Annotated in this window: 20 protein-coding genes, 2 tRNA genes and 1 pseudogene; 8 read left to right on the top strand and 15 right to left on the bottom strand. The window is 35.6% G+C overall.

All coding sequences use genetic code 11. The features are described from left to right. Positions 1-6: 6 nt before the first annotated feature. Both ACYQ3P_RS08965 and ACYQ3P_RS08960 read right to left on the bottom strand, forming a co-directional pair. Complete coding sequence (locus ACYQ3P_RS08965; protein ID WP_460177557.1) at positions 7-1,038, bottom strand: hydrogenase small subunit; 1,032 nt, start codon at positions 1,036-1,038, stop codon at positions 7-9. Positions 1,039-1,627: 589 nt separating this feature from the next. Next, on the bottom strand, positions 1,628-3,673 hold the full coding sequence (locus ACYQ3P_RS08960; protein WP_460177556.1) for a restriction endonuclease PLD domain-containing protein: 2,046 nt from the start codon (positions 3,671-3,673) through the stop codon (positions 1,628-1,630). Positions 3,674-3,711: 38 nt separating this feature from the next. On the opposite strand from ACYQ3P_RS08960, the gene ACYQ3P_RS08955 reads away from it, so the two are divergent. Further along, on the top strand, positions 3,712-4,713 hold the full coding sequence (locus ACYQ3P_RS08955) for a potassium channel family protein (RefSeq protein ID WP_460177555.1): 1,002 nt from the start codon (positions 3,712-3,714) through the stop codon (positions 4,711-4,713). On the opposite strand, the gene ACYQ3P_RS08950 is transcribed toward ACYQ3P_RS08955, so the two are convergent. From ACYQ3P_RS08950 to ACYQ3P_RS08910, 9 genes are all read right to left on the bottom strand, one after another. Next, positions 4,703-5,944, bottom strand: a complete 1,242-nt coding sequence (locus ACYQ3P_RS08950) for a 3-deoxy-D-manno-octulosonic acid transferase (RefSeq protein ID WP_460177554.1) — start codon at positions 5,942-5,944, stop codon at positions 4,703-4,705. The genes ACYQ3P_RS08955 and ACYQ3P_RS08950 overlap by 11 nt on opposite strands. Then, on the bottom strand, positions 5,926-7,023 hold the full coding sequence (gene lpxB / locus ACYQ3P_RS08945) for a lipid-A-disaccharide synthase (protein WP_460177553.1): 1,098 nt from the start codon (positions 7,021-7,023) through the stop codon (positions 5,926-5,928). The genes ACYQ3P_RS08950 and lpxB overlap by 19 nt, the downstream gene beginning before the upstream one ends. Further along, positions 7,005-8,105, bottom strand: a complete 1,101-nt coding sequence (locus ACYQ3P_RS08940) for a DegT/DnrJ/EryC1/StrS family aminotransferase (RefSeq protein ID WP_460177552.1) — start codon at positions 8,103-8,105, stop codon at positions 7,005-7,007. Before ACYQ3P_RS08940 ends, lpxB begins: the two co-directional genes overlap by 19 nt. After that, entirely contained in the window at positions 8,102-9,070 is a 969-nt protein-coding gene (locus ACYQ3P_RS08935) for a Gfo/Idh/MocA family protein (protein ID WP_460177551.1), read from the bottom strand. The genes ACYQ3P_RS08940 and ACYQ3P_RS08935 overlap by 4 nt, the downstream gene beginning before the upstream one ends. Positions 9,071-9,733: 663 nt before the next feature. Continuing rightward, complete coding sequence (locus ACYQ3P_RS08930; RefSeq protein ID WP_460177550.1) at positions 9,734-10,375, bottom strand: precorrin-2 dehydrogenase/sirohydrochlorin ferrochelatase family protein; 642 nt, start codon at positions 10,373-10,375, stop codon at positions 9,734-9,736. 11 nt (positions 10,376-10,386) lie between these two features. Beyond that, positions 10,387-11,115 (bottom strand): outer membrane protein assembly factor BamD, encoded by a 729-nt coding sequence (locus ACYQ3P_RS08925; RefSeq protein ID WP_460177549.1) that lies wholly within the window; start codon positions 11,113-11,115, stop codon positions 10,387-10,389. Between the two features lie 11 nt (positions 11,116-11,126). Further along, a complete protein-coding gene (locus tag ACYQ3P_RS08920) occupies positions 11,127-11,402 on the bottom strand; it encodes an acylphosphatase (protein ID WP_460177548.1) in 276 nt (91 codons plus the stop codon). A gap of 11 nt (positions 11,403-11,413) precedes the next feature. Further along, positions 11,414-12,697, bottom strand: coding sequence for a M48 family metalloprotease (locus ACYQ3P_RS08915; protein ID WP_460177547.1), 1,284 nt, complete (start codon positions 12,695-12,697; stop codon positions 11,414-11,416). After that, entirely contained in the window at positions 12,678-13,028 is a 351-nt protein-coding gene (locus tag ACYQ3P_RS08910; RefSeq protein ID WP_460177546.1) for a molybdenum cofactor biosynthesis protein MoaE, read from the bottom strand. The genes ACYQ3P_RS08915 and ACYQ3P_RS08910 overlap by 20 nt, the downstream gene beginning before the upstream one ends. A 39-nt stretch (positions 13,029-13,067) precedes the next feature. Here ACYQ3P_RS08910 and ACYQ3P_RS08905 point away from each other — a divergent pair. Continuing rightward, a pseudogene (locus tag ACYQ3P_RS08905) lies at positions 13,068-13,193 on the top strand (transposase); the annotation flags it as partial. 15 nt (positions 13,194-13,208) lie between these two features. Here the strand turns inward: ACYQ3P_RS08905 and ACYQ3P_RS08900 are convergent. Next, complete coding sequence (locus ACYQ3P_RS08900; protein WP_460177545.1) at positions 13,209-13,391, bottom strand: hypothetical protein; 183 nt, start codon at positions 13,389-13,391, stop codon at positions 13,209-13,211. A gap of 106 nt (positions 13,392-13,497) precedes the next feature. Here ACYQ3P_RS08900 and ACYQ3P_RS08895 point away from each other — a divergent pair, with 106 nt between their 5' ends. From ACYQ3P_RS08895 to ACYQ3P_RS08880, 4 genes are read left to right on the top strand one after another with little or no spacing between them, the layout of a single operon-like run. After that, entirely contained in the window at positions 13,498-13,914 is a 417-nt protein-coding gene (locus ACYQ3P_RS08895; protein WP_460177544.1) for a DUF3842 family protein, read from the top strand. After that, entirely contained in the window at positions 13,907-14,101 is a 195-nt protein-coding gene (locus tag ACYQ3P_RS08890) for a CooT family nickel-binding protein (RefSeq protein ID WP_460177543.1), read from the top strand. Before ACYQ3P_RS08895 ends, ACYQ3P_RS08890 begins: the two co-directional genes overlap by 8 nt. A gap of 13 nt (positions 14,102-14,114) precedes the next feature. Further along, positions 14,115-14,906, top strand: coding sequence for a lipoate--protein ligase family protein (locus tag ACYQ3P_RS08885; protein ID WP_460177542.1), 792 nt, complete (start codon positions 14,115-14,117; stop codon positions 14,904-14,906). A gap of 8 nt (positions 14,907-14,914) precedes the next feature. Then, positions 14,915-15,049: a hypothetical protein gene (locus tag ACYQ3P_RS08880; protein ID WP_460177541.1), complete on the top strand. Its 135-nt coding sequence runs from the start codon at positions 14,915-14,917 to the stop codon at positions 15,047-15,049. 231 nt (positions 15,050-15,280) lie between these two features. Here ACYQ3P_RS08880 and ACYQ3P_RS08875 read toward each other — a convergent pair. The 3 genes from ACYQ3P_RS08875 to ACYQ3P_RS08865 all read right to left on the bottom strand — a co-directional run bounded on the left by ACYQ3P_RS08875 (position 15,281) and on the right by ACYQ3P_RS08865 (position 15,669). Then, positions 15,281-15,358: transfer RNA gene (locus ACYQ3P_RS08875), tRNA-Asp, on the bottom strand. 10 nt (positions 15,359-15,368) lie between these two features. Next, positions 15,369-15,441 (bottom strand) — tRNA-Val (locus tag ACYQ3P_RS08870). A gap of 66 nt (positions 15,442-15,507) precedes the next feature. Further along, complete coding sequence (locus tag ACYQ3P_RS08865; RefSeq protein ID WP_460177540.1) at positions 15,508-15,669, bottom strand: hypothetical protein; 162 nt, start codon at positions 15,667-15,669, stop codon at positions 15,508-15,510. Between the two features lie 449 nt (positions 15,670-16,118). Between ACYQ3P_RS08865 and ACYQ3P_RS08860 the strand changes: the two genes are divergently transcribed. Both ACYQ3P_RS08860 and ACYQ3P_RS08855 read left to right on the top strand, forming a co-directional pair. Then, on the top strand, positions 16,119-17,378 hold the full coding sequence (locus tag ACYQ3P_RS08860; protein ID WP_460177539.1) for a helix-turn-helix domain-containing protein: 1,260 nt from the start codon (positions 16,119-16,121) through the stop codon (positions 17,376-17,378). A 123-nt stretch (positions 17,379-17,501) separates the two neighbouring features. Continuing rightward, a complete protein-coding gene (locus ACYQ3P_RS08855) occupies positions 17,502-19,085 on the top strand; it encodes an FMN-binding glutamate synthase family protein (RefSeq protein ID WP_460177538.1) in 1,584 nt (527 codons plus the stop codon). The last annotated feature ends 143 nt before the right edge of the window (positions 19,086-19,228 follow it).

Genomic DNA, 19,228 nt, shown 5'->3' with positions numbered 1-19,228 from the left:
CCCCCCTTATTTATTTTTTTCTTCTTTTTTTGTTAAACCAGCTACTGCCATAGCACCAAGTCCAATCTTGGTTGCCTTTACAAAGAAGGTATCTTTATTTTCAACGCCAGCATAAAATGGTGAATTAGCATCCCAGAATTTCGGCTCTGAACAAGCAACACATGGATGACCTGCCATTACGGGCCAACTTGTTCCGTCATTCCATCTTATGGTTGGACAGTTATGATATGTAAATGGACCTTTACATCCTAATTCATACAAACACCAACCAAGTCTGTGTCCCTTGTCACCCCAACTTTTTGCAAACTCACCTGTATCAAAGTATCCTCTTCTTTCACAGTTATCGTGAATGAGAATTCCATAGGCAAACAAGGGTCTTCCAAATCTGTCTGTCTTTGGAAGCTTGCCAAAGGTGAGATAGTAAACTACAGTGGCTGTAAAGTTTTCAACATTAAACGGACATCCTGGAAGATTAATTACTGGTTTATCTTTAATAATATCCTTTACTCCAACAGCTCCTGTTGGATTTGGTTTTGCTGCAGGAATTCCACCATATGCAGCACATGTTCCTACTGCGATAATTGCAGCACAGTCCTTTGCAGCTTCTTTGAGAATATCTATTGCTGGTCTTCCACCAATGCAACAATAGAGACCTCCATCCTTTGTTGGAATAGAACCTTCAACAACTAAAAGATATTTTCCCTTATATTTGTGAATTGCATCATGGTAAGATTTTTCTGCCTGATGACCTGCTGCAGCCATAATGGTCTCATGATATTCAAGGGATACTACATCAAGAACAAGCTGTCCGATTGTTGGTTTTGTTGCCCTCAATGCACTTTCGCTGCAGCCTGTGCAGTCTTGAAAGTGCAGCCAGACAACGACAGGTTTTTCTTTTTTCTCCATTGCCTCAGCAATCTGTGGAACATATGAGGATGAAAGACCTAAAACTGCGGCGGTAGTAGCACAGAACTTCAAAAAGTCTCTTCTTGAGACCCCACGCCTTACTAATCCTTCATGGATTGTTTCTCTTTCCATACAGCCCCCCTGCAAAAATTTTTTCTCTATTCTACAAAAATTTTTATAATTTGTCAACCTCCCGCATTAGACCCTAAAATAGCGATAGACACTCGTCACTGCGAGCCCCTCGATGGGGCGAAGCAGTCTCTAATAAGGCTTTATTGAAAAAAAAGTAGAGATTGCTTCGCATCCTTCGGATGCTCGTAATGACAGCAAAAAATACTTAATTTTCAAATGTTTATACCAATTATTGGATTTCTATCGCTATTTTTCGCATTAGATAATAACAAATGTCCGTGAAATATAGAGGGATAGATAAAAATAAAATGCCCGTAAAATGCTAAAATATCTCCTGAGTCAAAACAATTAAAATCAGGAGGGCAAAACATGATACAGGAGTTTGATATGCAATTAATGACAAGGTTGATAAAAAACTACATAACCGCTTCAAATATATAAAAACTTTATTAGCCTTTTATTGTGAGAGAAAAAATTCATGGTGATTTCTGAGATTTCTTCGTGGAATAAGCATGTAGCGAGCAGAAGGCATGGCGACCAGTCGCAATTACAATTAAAAATCGCTCAATTTAAATTCTAATAATCCTACTTAACTCTTCAATCCTATTTTTCGCAAAATTCTTACGAGTTTAGATTTATCTTCATTTATAAACTCAAGAAATTTTTCACGATTTAAAACAAGCAAGCCTTTGTCTTCTATTATGGTCTCAGGAGGAAGATAGAATATGTAGTCATCTCTGTCCCTTTTTTCCATATCAAGTTTAACAACGATTTTGTTTTCCCTTGCAAGTTCTTCAAATATTTCTTTTTTTCGTATGTAAAGCATTCGCCATATGTTTTTGCCCCTTGAATAATAGTCCCTCAGTGGTTCGGAATTAAACCAGAATGGAGTAGACATGTCAAGCTCTTTAAAGTATTCTTTGAAAACTTCTCTTCCAACCCAAAGAAAATCACCCTGAAGCTGAGCTTCGCTTTCATTTAATTTTTGCTTTACTCTAAATATAAAATCGCTGAAAAGCTCTGTGCCAAAGCTTTCTCTTATTTCATCAAAGTATCTAAGGGATTCTGATTCTTTGGAAGTGTCAAAGGAGTTGTTAAGTTGAATGTAATATATTCGCTTGATAATCTGAGCATCAGACTGAAAGGTTGTGTTTGTTGTAGATATTACTGTTGGATGCTCCCCTACGAGAGTGTTTGAGACTTCCTTGATAAAGCTTTCTCCCATAAATGGCTTCTGGACATTCTTTGATGAAAAGTATGCCTTATCAATTTCATCAACAAAAATCGGACAAAGATTTCCTTCCCTTAAAAATTCTTCTATAATTTGTGGGGGAATCTCTCTGTAAGATGAGATTGTAGTCCTTGAATGATAATGATAGTATTGTTCATTGTTTCCCACTGCAAGGCTTAAAAATCTTAAAAGATGCGTTTTCCCTGTGTTTGCCTTTCCTGCAATTAGGAGAAAAATTGGAATTTTATAAAGAAGCTCAGTTCTGTCTTTGAAGTCTTTTCGCAAAAGCCAAAGAAATGGAGACATGAATGTATAGAGAATTGCCTCAAATACTCTTTTTGTGTTTTCCTTGTCTTCCTTTGCAGTTAAAAGGTCATACGCTTTTATGAATTTATCAAGTAATATCAATTTTTCTTTCAATGTCTTTGAATCCGTAGGCTTTTCAACTGGCTCTGCAATTTCACCGTAAATTTTTATAATTCCTCTTCCATCCCATCTTAAATCTATTCGCTGGTCTTCAAACTCTCCTTTAATGGTTTTCCTTTTTGTAAGAACCTGAATAATCTTGTCTTTATTCTTCTCAATCTCAAGCTTAGGAAGAATTATGCCTGTGCCTGACCTGTCTTTCTTTTTGATTACAATACTGTAAAGCTCCTGCTCTTTTTTGATTATTTTTATCTCTTCATCCTTTCTTTTTATCGTAGTCTCAAGATTTTCAATGATGTTTTTCATTTCAACTGCAGGCAAAATCGGAGTTTTGTTTCTTATCTGCTCAGATACATCTTTGATTATATTTATTGCATCTTCAGGCACAATAATATTTACATTGCCTTTTTGAATAATTTTCTCTTTGAGCGACTGAGGAATAAAGTCTATGCTTGCTTCATAAATTTCTTTTATTCTTCTATCGTAATATTCGCACCATTGAGGATTGGATTTGCTGTCAAATCCAACTATTTCCTCATACTGGCGTCCCAAAAAGGCTGACTCAGTTAAATTCGCAGAGCCGACAAATACAATACTTTCATCATTGCCAACAAGCCTATAAATCTTTGAATGAATTTTTTTGCCAATTGGTGTATATCTTACTTCAATTTCTCCGTAGGCAATCTTTTTTTGGGTGGACTCGTCAAGTTCTTTAAGAAACTTCTCCTGCAAATCTACTGTAAAACTAAGCTGAGTATCGGTATCCTCTACACCAAGAATTAACAAAATTTTTTTAAAATTTTTGAGGGTATTAAAGAAAAATTTTGGAGAGGAGACATAGGTGACGACTTCTATTTTGTTAAATCGTTTTGCATCAAAGAAATCAAGCAGAGAGCCATTGTGCAGTTTATTATTGAAAAAGACTGAGAGATTTGATTTTTGAGACAATGTTGCCTCTTGCTCTTTGAAAAGTTCCATGTTTTATTATAACTTTATGTTATAATTTTTTACTCCCAATGAATAACAAAGAGCTGAAAAAGCATATTTTTTATATTATTGCTCTCTTAGTAGGGGTAAATATTTTTGGTACTATTGGCTATATGCTCCTTGAAAATATGAATTTTCTTGATGCCCTCTACATGACTGTTATCACTCTTGCTACAGTAGGATACAGAGAGGTAAAAGATTTAAGTGACAATGGTAAGCTTTTTACCATTATTCTCATTTTTTCAGGTTTCGGAGTTTTTACTTATTCACTTACGCAAGGAGCTAAAATTATTGTAGAAGGAGAAATAAAGGAGGTTTTTAAAAAAAGAAAAATGAAAAATGTTATTGAACATTTAAAAGACCATTACATTATTTGTGGATATGGAAGAATGGGAAGCATTGTTGTTAAGGAGCTTTTAGCAAACAAAGTTCCATTGGTCGTAGTTGAGAAAAACAAAGAAGGTATTCCAGAGCATGTTAAATTCCCTTATATCATTGGAGATGCTACAAACGATGATATTTTAAAATCAGCAGGTATTGAAAGTGCACGTGGATTAATTTCAGTGCTTCCATCAGAGGCAGAAAATCTTTATGTAGTTTTAACTGCAAAAGAACTCAATCCAAACTTATTCATTGTTGCAAGAGCTATTGAAAAGGCAGCAGAGGGAAAGCTTAAAAGAGCTGGTGCAGACAGGGTTGTATCTCCTTATTTAATTGGAGGCTTGAGAATTGCTCACACTATTTTAAGACCCAATGTGGTTGAATTTTTGGAGTTTGCAACGAGGTCCGAACATCTTGAGATTCAGATAGAGGAAATAGAGGTTTCACCAAATTCAAGTCTTGTTGGGAAAACTATTGCCCAAAGCGGGATTGGTAAAGACTTAGGAATAATAGTAATCGGAATAAGAAGAGCAGAGGGAAGGATGAAATTTAATCCAACTTCTCAGACCCTTATTAAGGAAGGTGATATTCTTATTGTCGTAGGAGAACCTGAAAAGCTCAATGTTCTTGAAAAAATGGTTAGCGAATGAGTTTTTCTAATATTTCAACTGTCCTTTTCGTAGCACCGCTTTCTGAAAGAAATATTTTATAAGCCCTCTCTCCAGTTCTTTCCTTAAGTTCCTTATTTTCTATTAAATTTTTAAGTGTATCAACAAGCTTACCCTTTTCAATCATAAAACAGGCTCCAGCTTTCACAAACTCATCAATGAATGGAAAATTATGCATGTAAGGTCCACATACTATTGGTTTTCTCCAGTATGCTGGCTCAAGCGGATTTTGCCCTCCATGGGGAATAAAACTTCCTCCCACAATTGCAATATCACAAATTCTGTAAAGGGAGCCAAGTATTCCCATTTTGTCAATAAGAATTATCAATTTTGTTAAAGCCTGATTTTCAATTTTTTCCATTGATGAAAGTCTTATTACCATACACGAGCTATTTTCTTTAATCCAAGAGTAAACTTCATCAAATCTTTCAGGATGCCTTGGAGCAATAAGAAGTGTGGCATTGTAGGGAATTTCAAGAAAGCTTTTAACAATTATCTCTTCCTCTGGATGATGAGTGCTTCCAGCCAAAATTACAGGTTTTGGAATAGAATTTTCCCACTCAAATTGAATTTCCCTAAGCTCAATGTCAAACTTTGTATTTCCAGTTACAAAAATTTTGCTCTCCTCTGCTCCCAAATTTTTAAATCTCTCTTTGTAAATCTCCTCCTGAACACAAAGAGCAGTGAACATGGAAAGAATTTTTTTCATGAAAAATTTGACTTTTCTGTAACCTTTAAAAGATTTTTCACTTAGTCTACCGTTTACAAGAAAAACTGGAATTTTTTTGGATGAAATTTTTATTAAATTGGGCCAAAGCTCAGTTTCTGTAAGTACAAAAGCAGAAGGTTCAAAAATTTTTAAAGCTCTTTTTATTGCAAAGGGAATGTCAAAGGGAAGATAAATTATTTTTACAGGTAAATCTTTAAATCTCTGCTCAGCAACCCTTTGCCCTGTATCGGTTACTGTGCTTAAAATTACATCAAATTCTTTGCAAAGCTCATTCACAAGCTTTGAAACTGCTATCACCTCACCAACCGATACTGCATGAATCCATATTCTTTTCCTATTTGTTTTTGAAACATCCAAAAAACCAAATTTTTCCTTGAGCCATCTTTTTCTAAGCTCTTTTGGGCGTTTTAGATATTCCTTTGGAAGTAAAATTAAAATGCTAATAAGATAGATAATTGTGTAAATTAAAAAAGCTGCCTGCATATTTTTGCTACTTCTTTTGATGGTTCTTTGTTTAAAAAGTATTTTCTTATGTCATCAAGAAAAGAAATCTGGCTTTCTCTAAATTTTTCATCATAAAGAAGTTTTTTCATATGCTCTTTTATCTCTTGCAAATCAAGCTTTTGTATAAATTCAGGAACCCTTGTCTCTTCATCATAACCCATAAAGTCTGCAATAACATTTGGAAGGGCAATATGCTTTACTCCTTTAATTAAAATTTTTCCAAGAATGTATGATAAGGGATTAACTTTGTATATTACAATCATTGGAATTTTCAAAAGAGTTGCCTGCAAAGTTGATGTTCCAGATGTAATGATTGCAAGATCACTCATTGAAAGGGCTTTAAATGCTTGTCCATTTAAAATTTTTACATTTCCCATGCTTATAATTTCTTTAAGAGTTTTTTCATCAAATTCAATGTTTGGTGCTTTTGGAATGATAAATTGAAATTCTGGAAAATCTTTAATAAGTTTAAGCATAAGTGGAAGGGTTTTGCTTACTTCAGAAGGTCTGCTTCCTGGCATAAGAGTAATTGTGGTATGTGACTGTTTTTGTTGAGGCTCGGAAACTTCCAATTTTAAAAGTTCATACATAGGATGACCAACAAAGATTGAAGGAATGTTTTCTTTTCTGTAAATTTCTTCTTCAAAAGGTAGAATTGTGGCAACAAAATCAACATAATTTTTTATTGTCTTTATTCTTGCCCTTCTCCATGCCCAAATTTGAGGACTTACATAATAAAGAACTTTTTTGCCTAAATTTTTTGCCTTTTTTGCCACTGTAAGGTTAAAACCTGGAAAATCAATTAAGATAACACCGTGCATATCTTTTAGCACTCTTTCAACAGAAGCCATGTTTTTCTTGATTTTTCTTAAATGCGAAAGAATTTCAACTATACCAAATGTATGAGTTATCTCACCAATAAGATTAACACCAGCCTCTTTCATGTGCTTTCCGCCAATTCCAAAGAGCTCAAAATGAGAGGAAAGCTCTTTTGCAAGCAGAGCTCCGTAAAGCTCTCCAGATGTCTCTCCAGCTATGATCAGGAGTTTTTTAGGCATCTTATTATTATTTGAGATATTTCAAATACTTCCTCATCTGAAATTTCAGGATAAATAGGAATTGAAAGAATTTCCTTTGAAACCTTCTCTGCAACTGGAAAATCTCCTTCTTTATAATCCAAAAATTTCAAAGCCTTCTGTAGATGCATAGGAATTGGATAATATACAACAGCAGGAATTCCATGAGAATGCAAAGTTTCTTTAATTTTTTCCCTTTCAGAAGAACGAATACTGTAAAGATGATAAACATGGTAATAGTTTTCAGGCTCATAAGGAGTTGTAACAACATCTGACAAATATTTGTTGTAAAGTTCTGCCTTTTTTCTTCTTAATTCGTTGTACTCATCAATGTGTTTGAGTTTAATTCTTAAAATTCCTGCCTGAATTTCATCAAGTCTTGAATTAAGTCCAACTGTTTCATGAACATATCTTCCGGGTGAGCCGTGATTTCTCAGCAGTCTAATTTTTTCAGCCACTTCACTGTCATTTGTTACAACCATTCCGCCATCACCAAAGCATCCAAGATTTTTGCTTGGATAAAAGCTAAAGCATCCAACATCGCCAAAACTACCTATTTTTTTCCTTTTTATCATTGCGCCAAATGCCTGTGCAGCATCTTCAATGACCTTTAATCCGTAGTATTTTGCAATTTCATTTATCCTTTCCATATCAGCTGGACAACCAAAAATGTGAACAGGAATAATTGCCTTTGTGTGTGGAGTAAATTTTTCCTCAATTTTTTCTGGATTTATGTTGTATGTCTTTTCATCAATGTCAACAAAAACAGGCTTTGCACCAATATAAATTATTGCCTCAACAGTTGCAAAAAAAGTAAAAGGAGTTGTTATTACTTCATCACCCCTGCCTATGCCGAGCGCTCTTAAGGCAAGATGAAGAGCATCTGTTCCTGAGGCAACTCCTATTGCCTGTTTTACTCCTAAATAATTCTGCACCTCTTCTTCAAATTTTTTAACATTTTCTCCAAGAATGTAATGACTACTTTCAAGAACTTCGTTAATACATTGAAGAACCTCGTCTTTTATGTTTTTATACTGCGCTTTTAAGTCAATGAAAGGTCTCAATTCTCTCCTCCATTTATTTGATTTATTATCTTTATTGCTTCAATAATCTCTTTAGGGCTTGGTGCAATATTAGAAAACCGATTTTCTCTTATTGCCTGTAAAAAATCCCTAATTTCATCGTAGAGCGGATTTGCGTTATTATTTTGCACAGGAAGTTCATAAGAATTTCCTTTATTGTCAATTTTGAAAACTTTTCTTTCAACTAAATCTGCATTAAATGCACAGTCTTCCTCAATTACTGTGATACTTCTTTTTGGTGAAATTGAAACTCTGCTTGCAATGACATTGGCATTTATTTGTTTATCAGCTGATTCAAATTCAAGCCAAACATCAGCATAATCTATTTTGTAAGTTACAATACTCTTTTTAAATATCTCTTTTATAATCCAAGAACATTCATTCAAATTGCAATGTTTTAGAATCGTCCAAATTAAATCTATGTCGTGTATCATTAGGTCAAATGTTACATCCGTATCTGTTGCTCTTCCCAAAAAGGGAGATAGCCTTTGAGCGTTTATGAATAAAGGATTTTTAACATACTCCAACAAAGTTCTTACAGCAGGATTAAATCTTTCTATCAATCCGACTTGAAAAATAACGCCCTTTTGTAATGCTTCATTTATTAAAAACTGAGCATCCTCAACTTTCTCAGTAATAGGTTTTTCAATAAAAAGATGCTTTCCCTTGTCAATTAAAAAATTTGCTATTTCAAAATGGGTGATTGTGGGAGTTACAATAAAAAATATTTCTGCATCATCTATCAATTCCCTAAAGTCTTCCACGCATCTGATATCATAGCCTTTGACAACTTCAAAAGCCCTATAAATATCTTTATCTGCAATACCCACAATTTCTACATCATCCATTTGGCTAAGCAGTTTAATGTGTCTCTGACCAAAATATCCAGCGCCTATAACAGCAACTTTAAACATTGAAGCTCCTGTATTTTGTCTTTGTTCTAACATCTCAAATCCCTTCACTTAACTATTACAAATCATGCCTGTCTAAAATAATAACTCAAAACCTTGATTAATAGTAACTTTCTAAAGCGAGATTGCCTCGTCGCTATCGCTCCTCGCAATGACGGAGAGGGTAAGTCCTCGCAAAGACGCTCTATTTCGTCACTGCGAGCCCCTCGGTGGAGCGAAGCAGTCTTCTCTAAGATTGCTTCGGCAGCTCTTAGGTCTGTCTCGCAATGATACAGGTGAGGATTGACACGCCTCACCTTCGGTGAGACTCGCAATGACATAGTAGGGACCGTCTCCCATTTTCTGTCATTGCGATACATTATACCACACCGTCATTGCGAGCGAAGCGAAGCAATCTCTTCTTTTCTTTCCATCCAACTAAGAGATCACTTCGGCTTGCTTCGCAAGCCTCGTGATGACGAAAGTGAAAGTCCTGCGAGCCCTGTGTCTCGAGCGACATCATAGCAATTGTCCAACCTTCTCCGTTATTGCGAGGACTTCCCTTGCCATCATTGTGAAGGGCATCCCCTTCTTTGTCATTACGAGGTCTTCCCCTCGTCGTCATTGCGAGGGTGCTTGAGCACCCGAAGCAATCTCAAAAAATTTTGTTTCACTATATCCTCAATAACAGGCTAACAATATGTTTCTATAAAAAATCGCTCAATTCAGATAATTCATAATTATCTCTTCTATCTTCTCTTTGGTTTTTTTGAAACCGTGTTGTCTCAAAAATGCCACAATTTCCTTTGATGCTATTTCCCTGAATATTTCCTGCCTTTGTTTGTCTTCCTTTATTTTTGCTTTGATTTCTCGGCGAATCTTTTTGAGATACTTTAAATATAAAGCAAATTCCTTGCCATAAAATTCCTTTAATTCATCCCTGATAACTTTACTTAATGCAGGAAACTCTGTTGAAACTGATATCGTAAGGTTTTCTTTTTCAAATATTGCAGGAACAATATATTCTATTGCATTAACATCTGAACTTGCATTCATATTTACGCAATTTACAAGGAATGTGGCATCCTTAAGAATCTGGGCATTCAAATCTTTGTCAGATGTGGCTGCAACAACTAAATAAGCATCTTTTATATCTTCTGGCGAATACTCTTTGTTTAGATAATCTATTTTTCCCTTTTCAAAAAGTTTTTTAATATTTAAAGTAATTTCAGGGCTTATAACAGTAACACAACCACCATATTCAAGAAGTTTTTTTATTTTTCTCTCTGCAACAGAGCCTCCACCAACAACAACGCACTTTTTGCCTTCAATGTTTATTAAGATTGGAAACCATTTTGGCATTTATTGAATTTTCAGTCCTTTACTTTTTTTGCATATGAGCTGTCAGGGAACTTGCTTTTAAGCAAATTTGCATATTCTTTAGCTTTCTCAGGCATACTCAATCTCTTATATGAGTCTGTGAGAAGATAAAGCACTTCATCAAGGTTTTTAAAGTCTGAGTAATTCTGAATTATTCCCTCAAGCCTACCAATTGCTGCTTTGTAGGAACCCTTTTTATGATAAAATTTACCAATCAAAAGCTCGCCCTCTGCAATTATGTTTCTGCATTTTTGAATCCTCAAGGGAAGTATCTCTCCGTAGGGATGTCTTGGATAGAGCTTTTCAAGCTTTAAAAACTCTTCAAGAGCTTTTTGTGCAGTCCCTGCACCCCTTTCTGGTCCTTCAATTTGTCTGAAATATGCCATTGCAATGCTGTATTGTGCATAAGGTGCATAAGTGGATTCAGGGTAAAGCTCAATGAATCTTCTGTATTCGGCTATTGCAAGCTCTGTTTCTTCTTCTTTGAGATATGAATCTGCTATTTTAAGCTGTGCAAGTGGTGCATATTCCTTTGCTGTTTCTCTGTTTTTTATTTCAAGAAGAAGCTTCCTTGCCTCTTCATACTCTTTTTTTGCTACAAGTTCATCTGCCTTTTTAAGATAAACCACAGGATCAAACTCTTCTTTTTTTACTTGAGTTTTTCCTCCACAGCCTGTGAAAATAATTGAAAAAGTAAGCAATAAAAAAATTAACCTTTTCATCTGAAAGCTCCTTAAACTGTTTTTCTTATCTCAAAATCTAACAATCCTTCTGGCTCTTCCCAAATGATTTCTATGTTATCTACTCTTGCATAAATAGGACCTTCTTTGCATCTCTCAATTGCGATAGAAATTTTATCTTCATCGCCCTCAAATACAGCTTCAACTCGTCCGTCCCTTAAATTTCTTACCCATCCCTTAAGCCCCAAAGAATCAGCAACTTCCTTTGTAAAGGCTCTATAAAAAACTCCCTGAACCCTTCCACTAATGAACAAATGTGCTCTTTGCATTTTTTACTCCTTTAATAACCTCTTAAAATCTTTAGTCTTCTTTGTGCATCAGCTTCCCAGCCTCTTTTACCATCTGTTAGCTGAAGTGCGTTGGTCAGATTTTCCACAGCCTTGCTTCTATTGCCTACTGCTTGATAGTTAACTCCGAGATAGTAATAAAGGTCTGCATTGTCACTGACAAGTCTCTTTGCTTTTTCAAGAGTATCAATGCTTGCACGATATTGACCTGTCTGATTTTGGGAAATACCTTTGATTAGCATCGGCAAAAAATAAAGATTATCAATATTTATTGCTCTGTCAGCATCAGATATCGCTTCATTATATCTTTTAAGATTAAGATTTACAAGGGCTCTGTATGTGTATGCCTGATTGTTGTTTGGATAAAGCTCTATTGCTCTGTTTAGTTGATTGAGAGCTGAGCTATAATTACGAGATTTTATTTGTTTTTTTGCCTCTTCAACATAATTGTAGGAATCTTTAGAAGAATTAACAACTGATTTGATTCTCACAAACTCCTGGCTGTTTTGTCTTAATCTGTATGAGTCTGGATACTGCTGATCTATCATTTGTTGCACATTTCTAATTCTTGTATCTGGAAGAGGATGAGTACTGAGCCATTCCACAGTCCTTCCTCTTTCCAGTGCTTTAAATTTTTCAAACATACTTAAAAGTCCTCTTGGGTCATAGCCTGCCTGATAACTAAAACTCACACCATAGGCATCTGCTTCATTTTCTTGGTCTCTGCTGAATTTTAATTGAAGAAGTCCTGCGGAGGCTTGAGCTAAACTCATCACCGCAGAAGAATATTCGCTTCCTTGAAGAGCTATGTTAAGAATACTTAAAAGTATGCTCATGCCAAAATTTTTTTCAAGGAATTTTGCATGATGCCTTGCATTGATATGCCCAAGTTCATGGGATAGAACACCAACAAGCTCGTTTTCACTGTTCATCTGAAGAAGGAGCCCTCTTGTTACAAAAACGGGTCCGCCGGGAAGAGCAAAGGCGTTTAAATCAGGAGAATTGACAACAAAAAATTGATAGTTTACCTTTCTTGGAGTAACGCTTGCTATTCTTGAACCTAAATGTTTCACATAATTCTGAACTTCCCTGTCTGGATAAAGTCCATCATTTTCATTTATGGCTGAAGGGATAATCTTCTGTCCAATTTCAATCTCCTGCTGAGTTGAAATTAGAGTAAATGTTTTTTTACCAGAGGCTGGATCAACTTCTGTAACGCAGGATACAGAGAACAATATTATGAAAATTAAAAAAATATTAATAAATTTCTTCTTCATTGACAACCTCTTTTTTTATCTTGCCAACAAGTTCCTGTAAAGCTGGAAAGACATCTGTTCTGAGCCTGCCTGCTACAAGAACTTTCATTATGTCATCGCCTATTTTCAATTCTCCCTCGTTTATCCATACTTTAACATCTAAAATTCCTTCTCTTTTTCTTATTTCTTGAATGATTTCGTTTAGCCTTTCCCTGTTATACGAAAGCCTCATGCCTTTTACAGGTTTGCCATCCTTTGAAGTAGCCCTTACAATTCCGTTATGGATAAGAATCATTCCTGCAGATTTGCTATCAGGATTTTCTTTAACTTCTTTTATCCAACTATCTATCATAATATGTAGTTTAACAAAAAATTTTTTTCAAGTGTTAGACACAATTTTATTTTAACCTCCGAGAATTATTTTTGCTACATGAAATATCCAGAAAAGATAAGGAAACACATGTACACAACGAATGCATTAGAGAATATAAATAGCAGGCTGGAAGTCTTAAGGTAAACTCTGGAGGTATTTTCAATCTGACAAGACTGCATCACTATATACCGAAAAATAGAGATAGAAATCCAAAAATTGGTATAACCATTTGAAAATTAAGTATTTTTCGCTGTCATTGCGAGCATCCGAAGGATGCGAAGCAATCTCTACTTTGTTTTTTAATAAAGCCTTATTAGAGACTGCTTCGCCCCAGATTGCCACGCTATCGCTCGCAACAGGGGGGCTCGCAGTGACAAGTGTCTATCTCTATTTTTTGTGGGATAAAGTGATTTGACATTAATCAAAAAAAATTTGTAGTATTTACATTATGCTTAAAATTGCTGTAATTGATGGACAGGGTGGAGGAATAGGTAGCTATATTATAAAAGCCCTGAGAGAAGAATTTGGGGATAAAATAGAAATAATTGCACTTGGAACTAATGCTACTGCAACTGCCAATATGATGAAAGCTAAGGCAAATAAAGGAGCTTCTGGAGAAAACGCTATAATTTGGAATGTAAACAAGGTAGATATGATATTAGGTCCACTAAGTATAATAGTTTCAAATTCAATGATGGGAGAATTAACATCAAAGATGGCTGAAGCAGTGTGTAGCTCAGAGGCAAAAAAATTCTTATTGCCTATCACTCAGGAAAATATTGAAATAATTGGAGTTGTAAAGGAACCTCTTCCACATCTTGTGGAAAAACTTATCCTTCAATTAAAGGAGGAAATAAATGTGTGAAGCAAATGCTTATATTATCAAGGATGGAAAAGAATTGATTTATTTAGAGGCTGTTGATATCTTAAAGCCCGAAGGAAATACTATATATCTCCGCAATATATTCGGTGAGCAGAAGGTATTTAAAGGAAAAATCAAAGAGATGTCTTTGCTGAATCACAAAATCATTTTGGAAGAGGAAAAAGAATAAAAGTTATTTATTGATGCAAATCCGCTTTATTGAATATCAGTCATATTCACCTCCTCTTAACATGGCAATTGATGAAGCTATTAGTATTTTTGTCAGAGACAATAAAATTCTGCCTACCTTTAGGTTATATGGATGGAACGAAACAGCTATAACTATTGGGGAGTTTCAAAAAATAGAAGGAATAAATTATTCTCTATGTTGCACAAAAAATATTCCTATCATAAGAAGACCTACTGGTGGCAAAGGAATTCTTCATTATGATGACCTCACATATAGTTTTTCAGCCAAAAAAGAAGGTAGATTTAGAGGAAATCTATTTCAAAACTATGAAACATTAAGCAAAATCTTCGAAAAAGCCTTTAAACTTACTGGAATTGATGTAGAAATCAAGAGAGAAAAAAGGGTAAGTAATAAAAGCGCTCTTTGCTTTGCTCTTTCCTCATTCGGAGAGATATGTTTCAATGATATAAAAATCATAGGCTCGGCTCAAAAAAGATGGAAAGATGGTTTCTTACAACAAGGCACAATTCCAATAAAAGTTGACAGAGAATTATTAAAAAGTCTATTCATTTGCAAACCTGAAGAGGCAGATAAGATTTATGGCATTAAGGAATTGTTTCCTGATTTTTCCATAGAGAGATTTCAAGAAAATATCAAACAAGCTCTGAGAGCGGAAGGTTTTGTTCCTGTGGTTGAGCCTCTGTCTGCTGAGGAATTTGCTCTTGCCCAGGAACTTGTTGAGAGAAAAAATACTGCTCCTCATAAAAATTGGACACGCCTGATGTTTCTGCATGAGCAGACATAACCTTTTAAATGGGGAGCAGTATAAAGGCAAAACTTTTGAGTAAGTATTCAGTCAAGGATGTACTAATAAATCTTGGAAGGATATATAAACTAAAGATGCCTCATGGATGGGAAATTCAGAAATTCCAAAGCAAACAAGATTGATTGCTAAAAAGTTAAAGCTTGAGTTACATATTCCTTAAAAGGCAGAGTTACGGCTTAGATTGAGTCTAAATTGAAATGTTTTTTTCTAACCTTTAATAGCGTGTCATTGCAAGCGTAGTGAAGCAATTCCTTGCGAGGCATAAAAGAATGCTACTTCAATGTCTTTGGTAACAAACTTTGTCCAATGGTGAAAAATCTGAGGAATTTGATCTTGAGAAGTTTTGATTTTATTGGCGGGGTGGACGGGACTTGAACCCGCGGCCTCTTGCGTGACAGGCAAGCGTTCTAACCGTGCTGAACTACCACCCCACTCTGCGGATGGGCGGAACAGGTTTCGAACCTGTGACCTCAGCCTTGTAAGGGCTGCGCTCTCCCATCTGAGCTATCCGCCCGTATTTTTAAGCTAATACAATATTTGTTAATTTGTCAAGAATTTTTGTTTGCTCCCCAAGCAAAATTCAATCATAGAGCTGTTTTTTATCATGTCTTTTATGAGAAAGCTCATTTAAAAATTTAAAACCTGATTTTCCCAGCAAGAGAGATAAAAATCCAAAATCGGCATGACTATTTGAGAAATGAATTAAGTGATTTTTTATAGAAAATCTTTGTAAGGCTATCATTGCAAGCCTCTCACGGAAAATAATGCTCGCAATTTCTTAAAAAAGAGATTGCTTCGTCGCTATCGCTCCTCGCAATGACACTTTTTTCGTCATCACGAGGCTTGCGAAGCAAGCCGAAGTGATCTTTCGTGAGAGAGAGGGGGAAAAAAGCGAGATTGTTTCAAGACTAAATTCTTTCCCAATTACAAAGAAAGAGTTCGCAATGATAGGAAATAATCTATAATGACAAAAAAACACCATCCACCAACCACCAATCACTATGCACCAATCACTAATTAGAGACTGCTTCGCCTCCTTCGGAGGCTCGCAGTGACGATGTTGCGGATTGCCACGCTATCGCTCGCAACAGGGGGCTCGCAGTGAAGAGTGTCTATCTCTATGTCTCGTAATGCCTTGACAAAATAGATGAACTCTGAATAAAATAGAATACTAAGAGGCAACCGTTTACCGTGCAAAAAGTATCTACTGGCATAAGTGATTTAGACAGACTGATTGACTATATATATCTTGGTGACAATGTTGTATGGGAAGTTGATGCAGGAACTTCCTACGAAGTTTTTGTAAAAAAATTCATTGAAGCCTTCTCTTCTCTGTCAAACGATATAATTTATATCAGCTTCAACAAATCAGTTCAAACTCTTTTCAAAGAATTGAAAAACTATGTAAATGATAAGTTTCACATAATTGACTGTTTTACCTCTGGTAAAGGTAAAAATGATATTACTTTTTTAAAAGCCTATGATGAATTAAGTAAACATATTGATATCGTAAAATTGTCAAATCCTTCAGATATTCAAGAGTTGACAGAAGCAATAGCTTCTGTTGAGAGCAGAGTCTCAACACCAACTGCTTACATTTTTGATAGCCTTACAGGAATGCAAAATCTTCTTAAAGATGAAGATGCTACCTATAGTTTTTTTACTTACATGTGTCCAAGATTATATGACCTTGACAGTATTGCTTACTGGATTTTAGAAAAAGATGCTCACAGTCAGAAATTTAAGGCAAATATAAGGCATATCACCCAGATTGTCATTGATTTATATAGAAGAAAGGAAAAATTGTTTCTTAAAGCCTTAAAATTAGCACGAAGAAAAAATCGTAATGCCTTTGCAGCTCATATGTATGAGATTACTTCTGATGATAATATAGAAATTAGCTCTGTTGAACCCTCTGCCACAATTGATATTGGCAGTAAATTGAGAGAAATCAGAATATCTCGCAAAATGAGTCAGAAAGAGCTTGCCGATAAGGTCAATCTTACAGCTGGTTTTATATCGCAGATGGAAAATAATCAAATAGTACCTTCTTTACTTTCCTTTATGCAGATTTGTGAGGCTTTAGGCATTAAACCAAGTGAAATTTTTTCGGAGGCTGACAGAGAGCAATCACTTGTAATTAGAAAACAGAGCATCATGTCAAATCCTCCAAATAAGATTTCACAGGCTGATATTTATAAGGTTTTGTCCGATGAAAACTTTAATGTTTACTATATACTGATTCCTTCAAACTCTTTGATAAACAAACATTTTTTAACTAAAAAAGAACCCGAGCTTGCCTTTGTAATGAAGGGAGATATTTCAGTGACTTTAGATAAGGTTTCATCCAGTCTCCAAGAGGGAGACTGTCTTTACATCAAAAAAAATCTACCTGAAAAATGGGAAAATAAAGGAGGTGGGAACGCAGAGATTTTGTTGATAAGCAAGTAATTTTCTACTTTTTTTCAAATTACAAAAGTGGGCAAAAATATCTTGGATATTTTTTTGCCCAAATAGTTTAGCATTACTAAACTAAACTCATCAAAATTTACTATTACTTTAGGAGGTAAAAAAATGAATGTATTTCCAGGTCAACCAAATGCAAGTTCAGCAACAGGAACCCGTAACAGGGTTTCAGATCCAGCACCCTATTCAGGAATATGTTCAGTATGTCTTGATGGATGCCCAGGTTTTTGTGAGGTAGGAAAATCCTCATTCCGAGGAAGGGAAGTTGTTTATCCCGGTCCTTTTGGAAAGGTAACTGCAGGAGCAACAAAAAAGTATCCAGTTGATTATTCACATCTAAACATTCAGGGAACATGCGTGGGTGCAGTTGGTGTTGAAGCTGACCCTGACAAGGCAACATTCCCTGCTGTTAATATTGAAAGGGAGATTGGGAAGGACTACAAAATTAAGCTTCGCATACCTATATTTACAGGTGCTTTAGGCTCAACAGACATTGCAAAAGACAACTGGGAAGGTCTCGCAATAGGTGCTGCTATCTCAGGAATCATGGTAGTTATTGGAGAGAATGTTGTTGGAATGGATCCGAAGGCTGAGTTTGACAAGAAAGGCAAAGTAACAAAATCTCCTGAGCTTGAAAGAAGAGTAAAATGCTTCAAGGAATGGTATGATGGATACGGAGAGATTATTCTTCAGCAAAATGTTGAAGATACAAGACTTGCTTCAGCAGAGTATGCCATTGAAAAGCTTGGTGTCACATGCATAGAGCTTAAATGGGGACAGGGTGCAAAGGACATAGGAGGTGAGGTCAAACTAAAAAGCCTTGAAAGAGCACTTGAGCTCAAAAGAAGAGGATACATAGTTCTTCCTGATCCTGAAGACCCTGTTGTCCAGAAAGCCTATAAAGCTGGAGAATTTAAGGAGTTTGAAAGGCACTCAAGGCTTGGAATGGTTGACTACGAAAGCTTTGAGAAATCTGTAAAACATTACAGAAAGGCTGGAGCAAAATTTGTTTCCCTCAAAACAGGTGCTTACAGAATTACTGACCTTGCAAGGGCTTTAAGATTTGCCTCTGATGCAGGCATTGACCTTGTGACAATTGATGGTGCTGGTGGTGGAACAGGAATGAGCCCATGGAGAATGATGAATGAGTGGGGCATTCCAACAATTTATCTTCAGTCCATTGCTTACAACTTCGCAAAACAGCTTGCTGAAAATGGCAAATATGTTCCAGACCTTGCAATTGCTGGTGGATTCTCTCTTGAAGACCATATATTCAAAGCATTGGCTTTAGGTGCTCCTTACTTTAAGGCAGTCTGCATGGGTAGAGCATTAATGATTCCTGCATTTGTTGGTAAGAACATTCAGAAATGGTATGAGGACGGAAAGCTTCCTGCTGATATAGCAAAATATGGAAACTCTGTTGAGGAGATTTTCATTACCTCTGAGATTCTCAAAAACAAATATGGAAAAGCATTTAAGAAGCTTCCATGGGGTGCAATTGCCATGTACACATTCGTTGATAGACTTACACTCGGATTGAAACAGTTAATGGCTGGTGCAAGAAAGTTCTCTATTGAATATCTTGACAGAAATGATATTGTTGCACTTACAAAAGAAGCTGCTCAGGTAACAGGCATTCCATATGTCATGGAAGCTGATATGGACGAAGCTCAGAGAATTCTTCTTGATTAATTCTTTTAAGAATTTGATTTCAAAGGAGAGGCTTTACCGCCTCTCCTTTTTTTATTATCAAAAATCCCATAAAATCTAACTCTACAAACATTTCATATGGCAACCTATTGCCAGAGGTTGACAAATTTTTTTTCAAAAAAGTA

It is taken from the genome of Thermodesulfovibrio hydrogeniphilus, assembly GCF_054657355.1.
The sequence above is the reverse complement of the archived record's forward strand: the minus strand, read 5'-3'. Positions and strand labels throughout refer to the sequence as shown.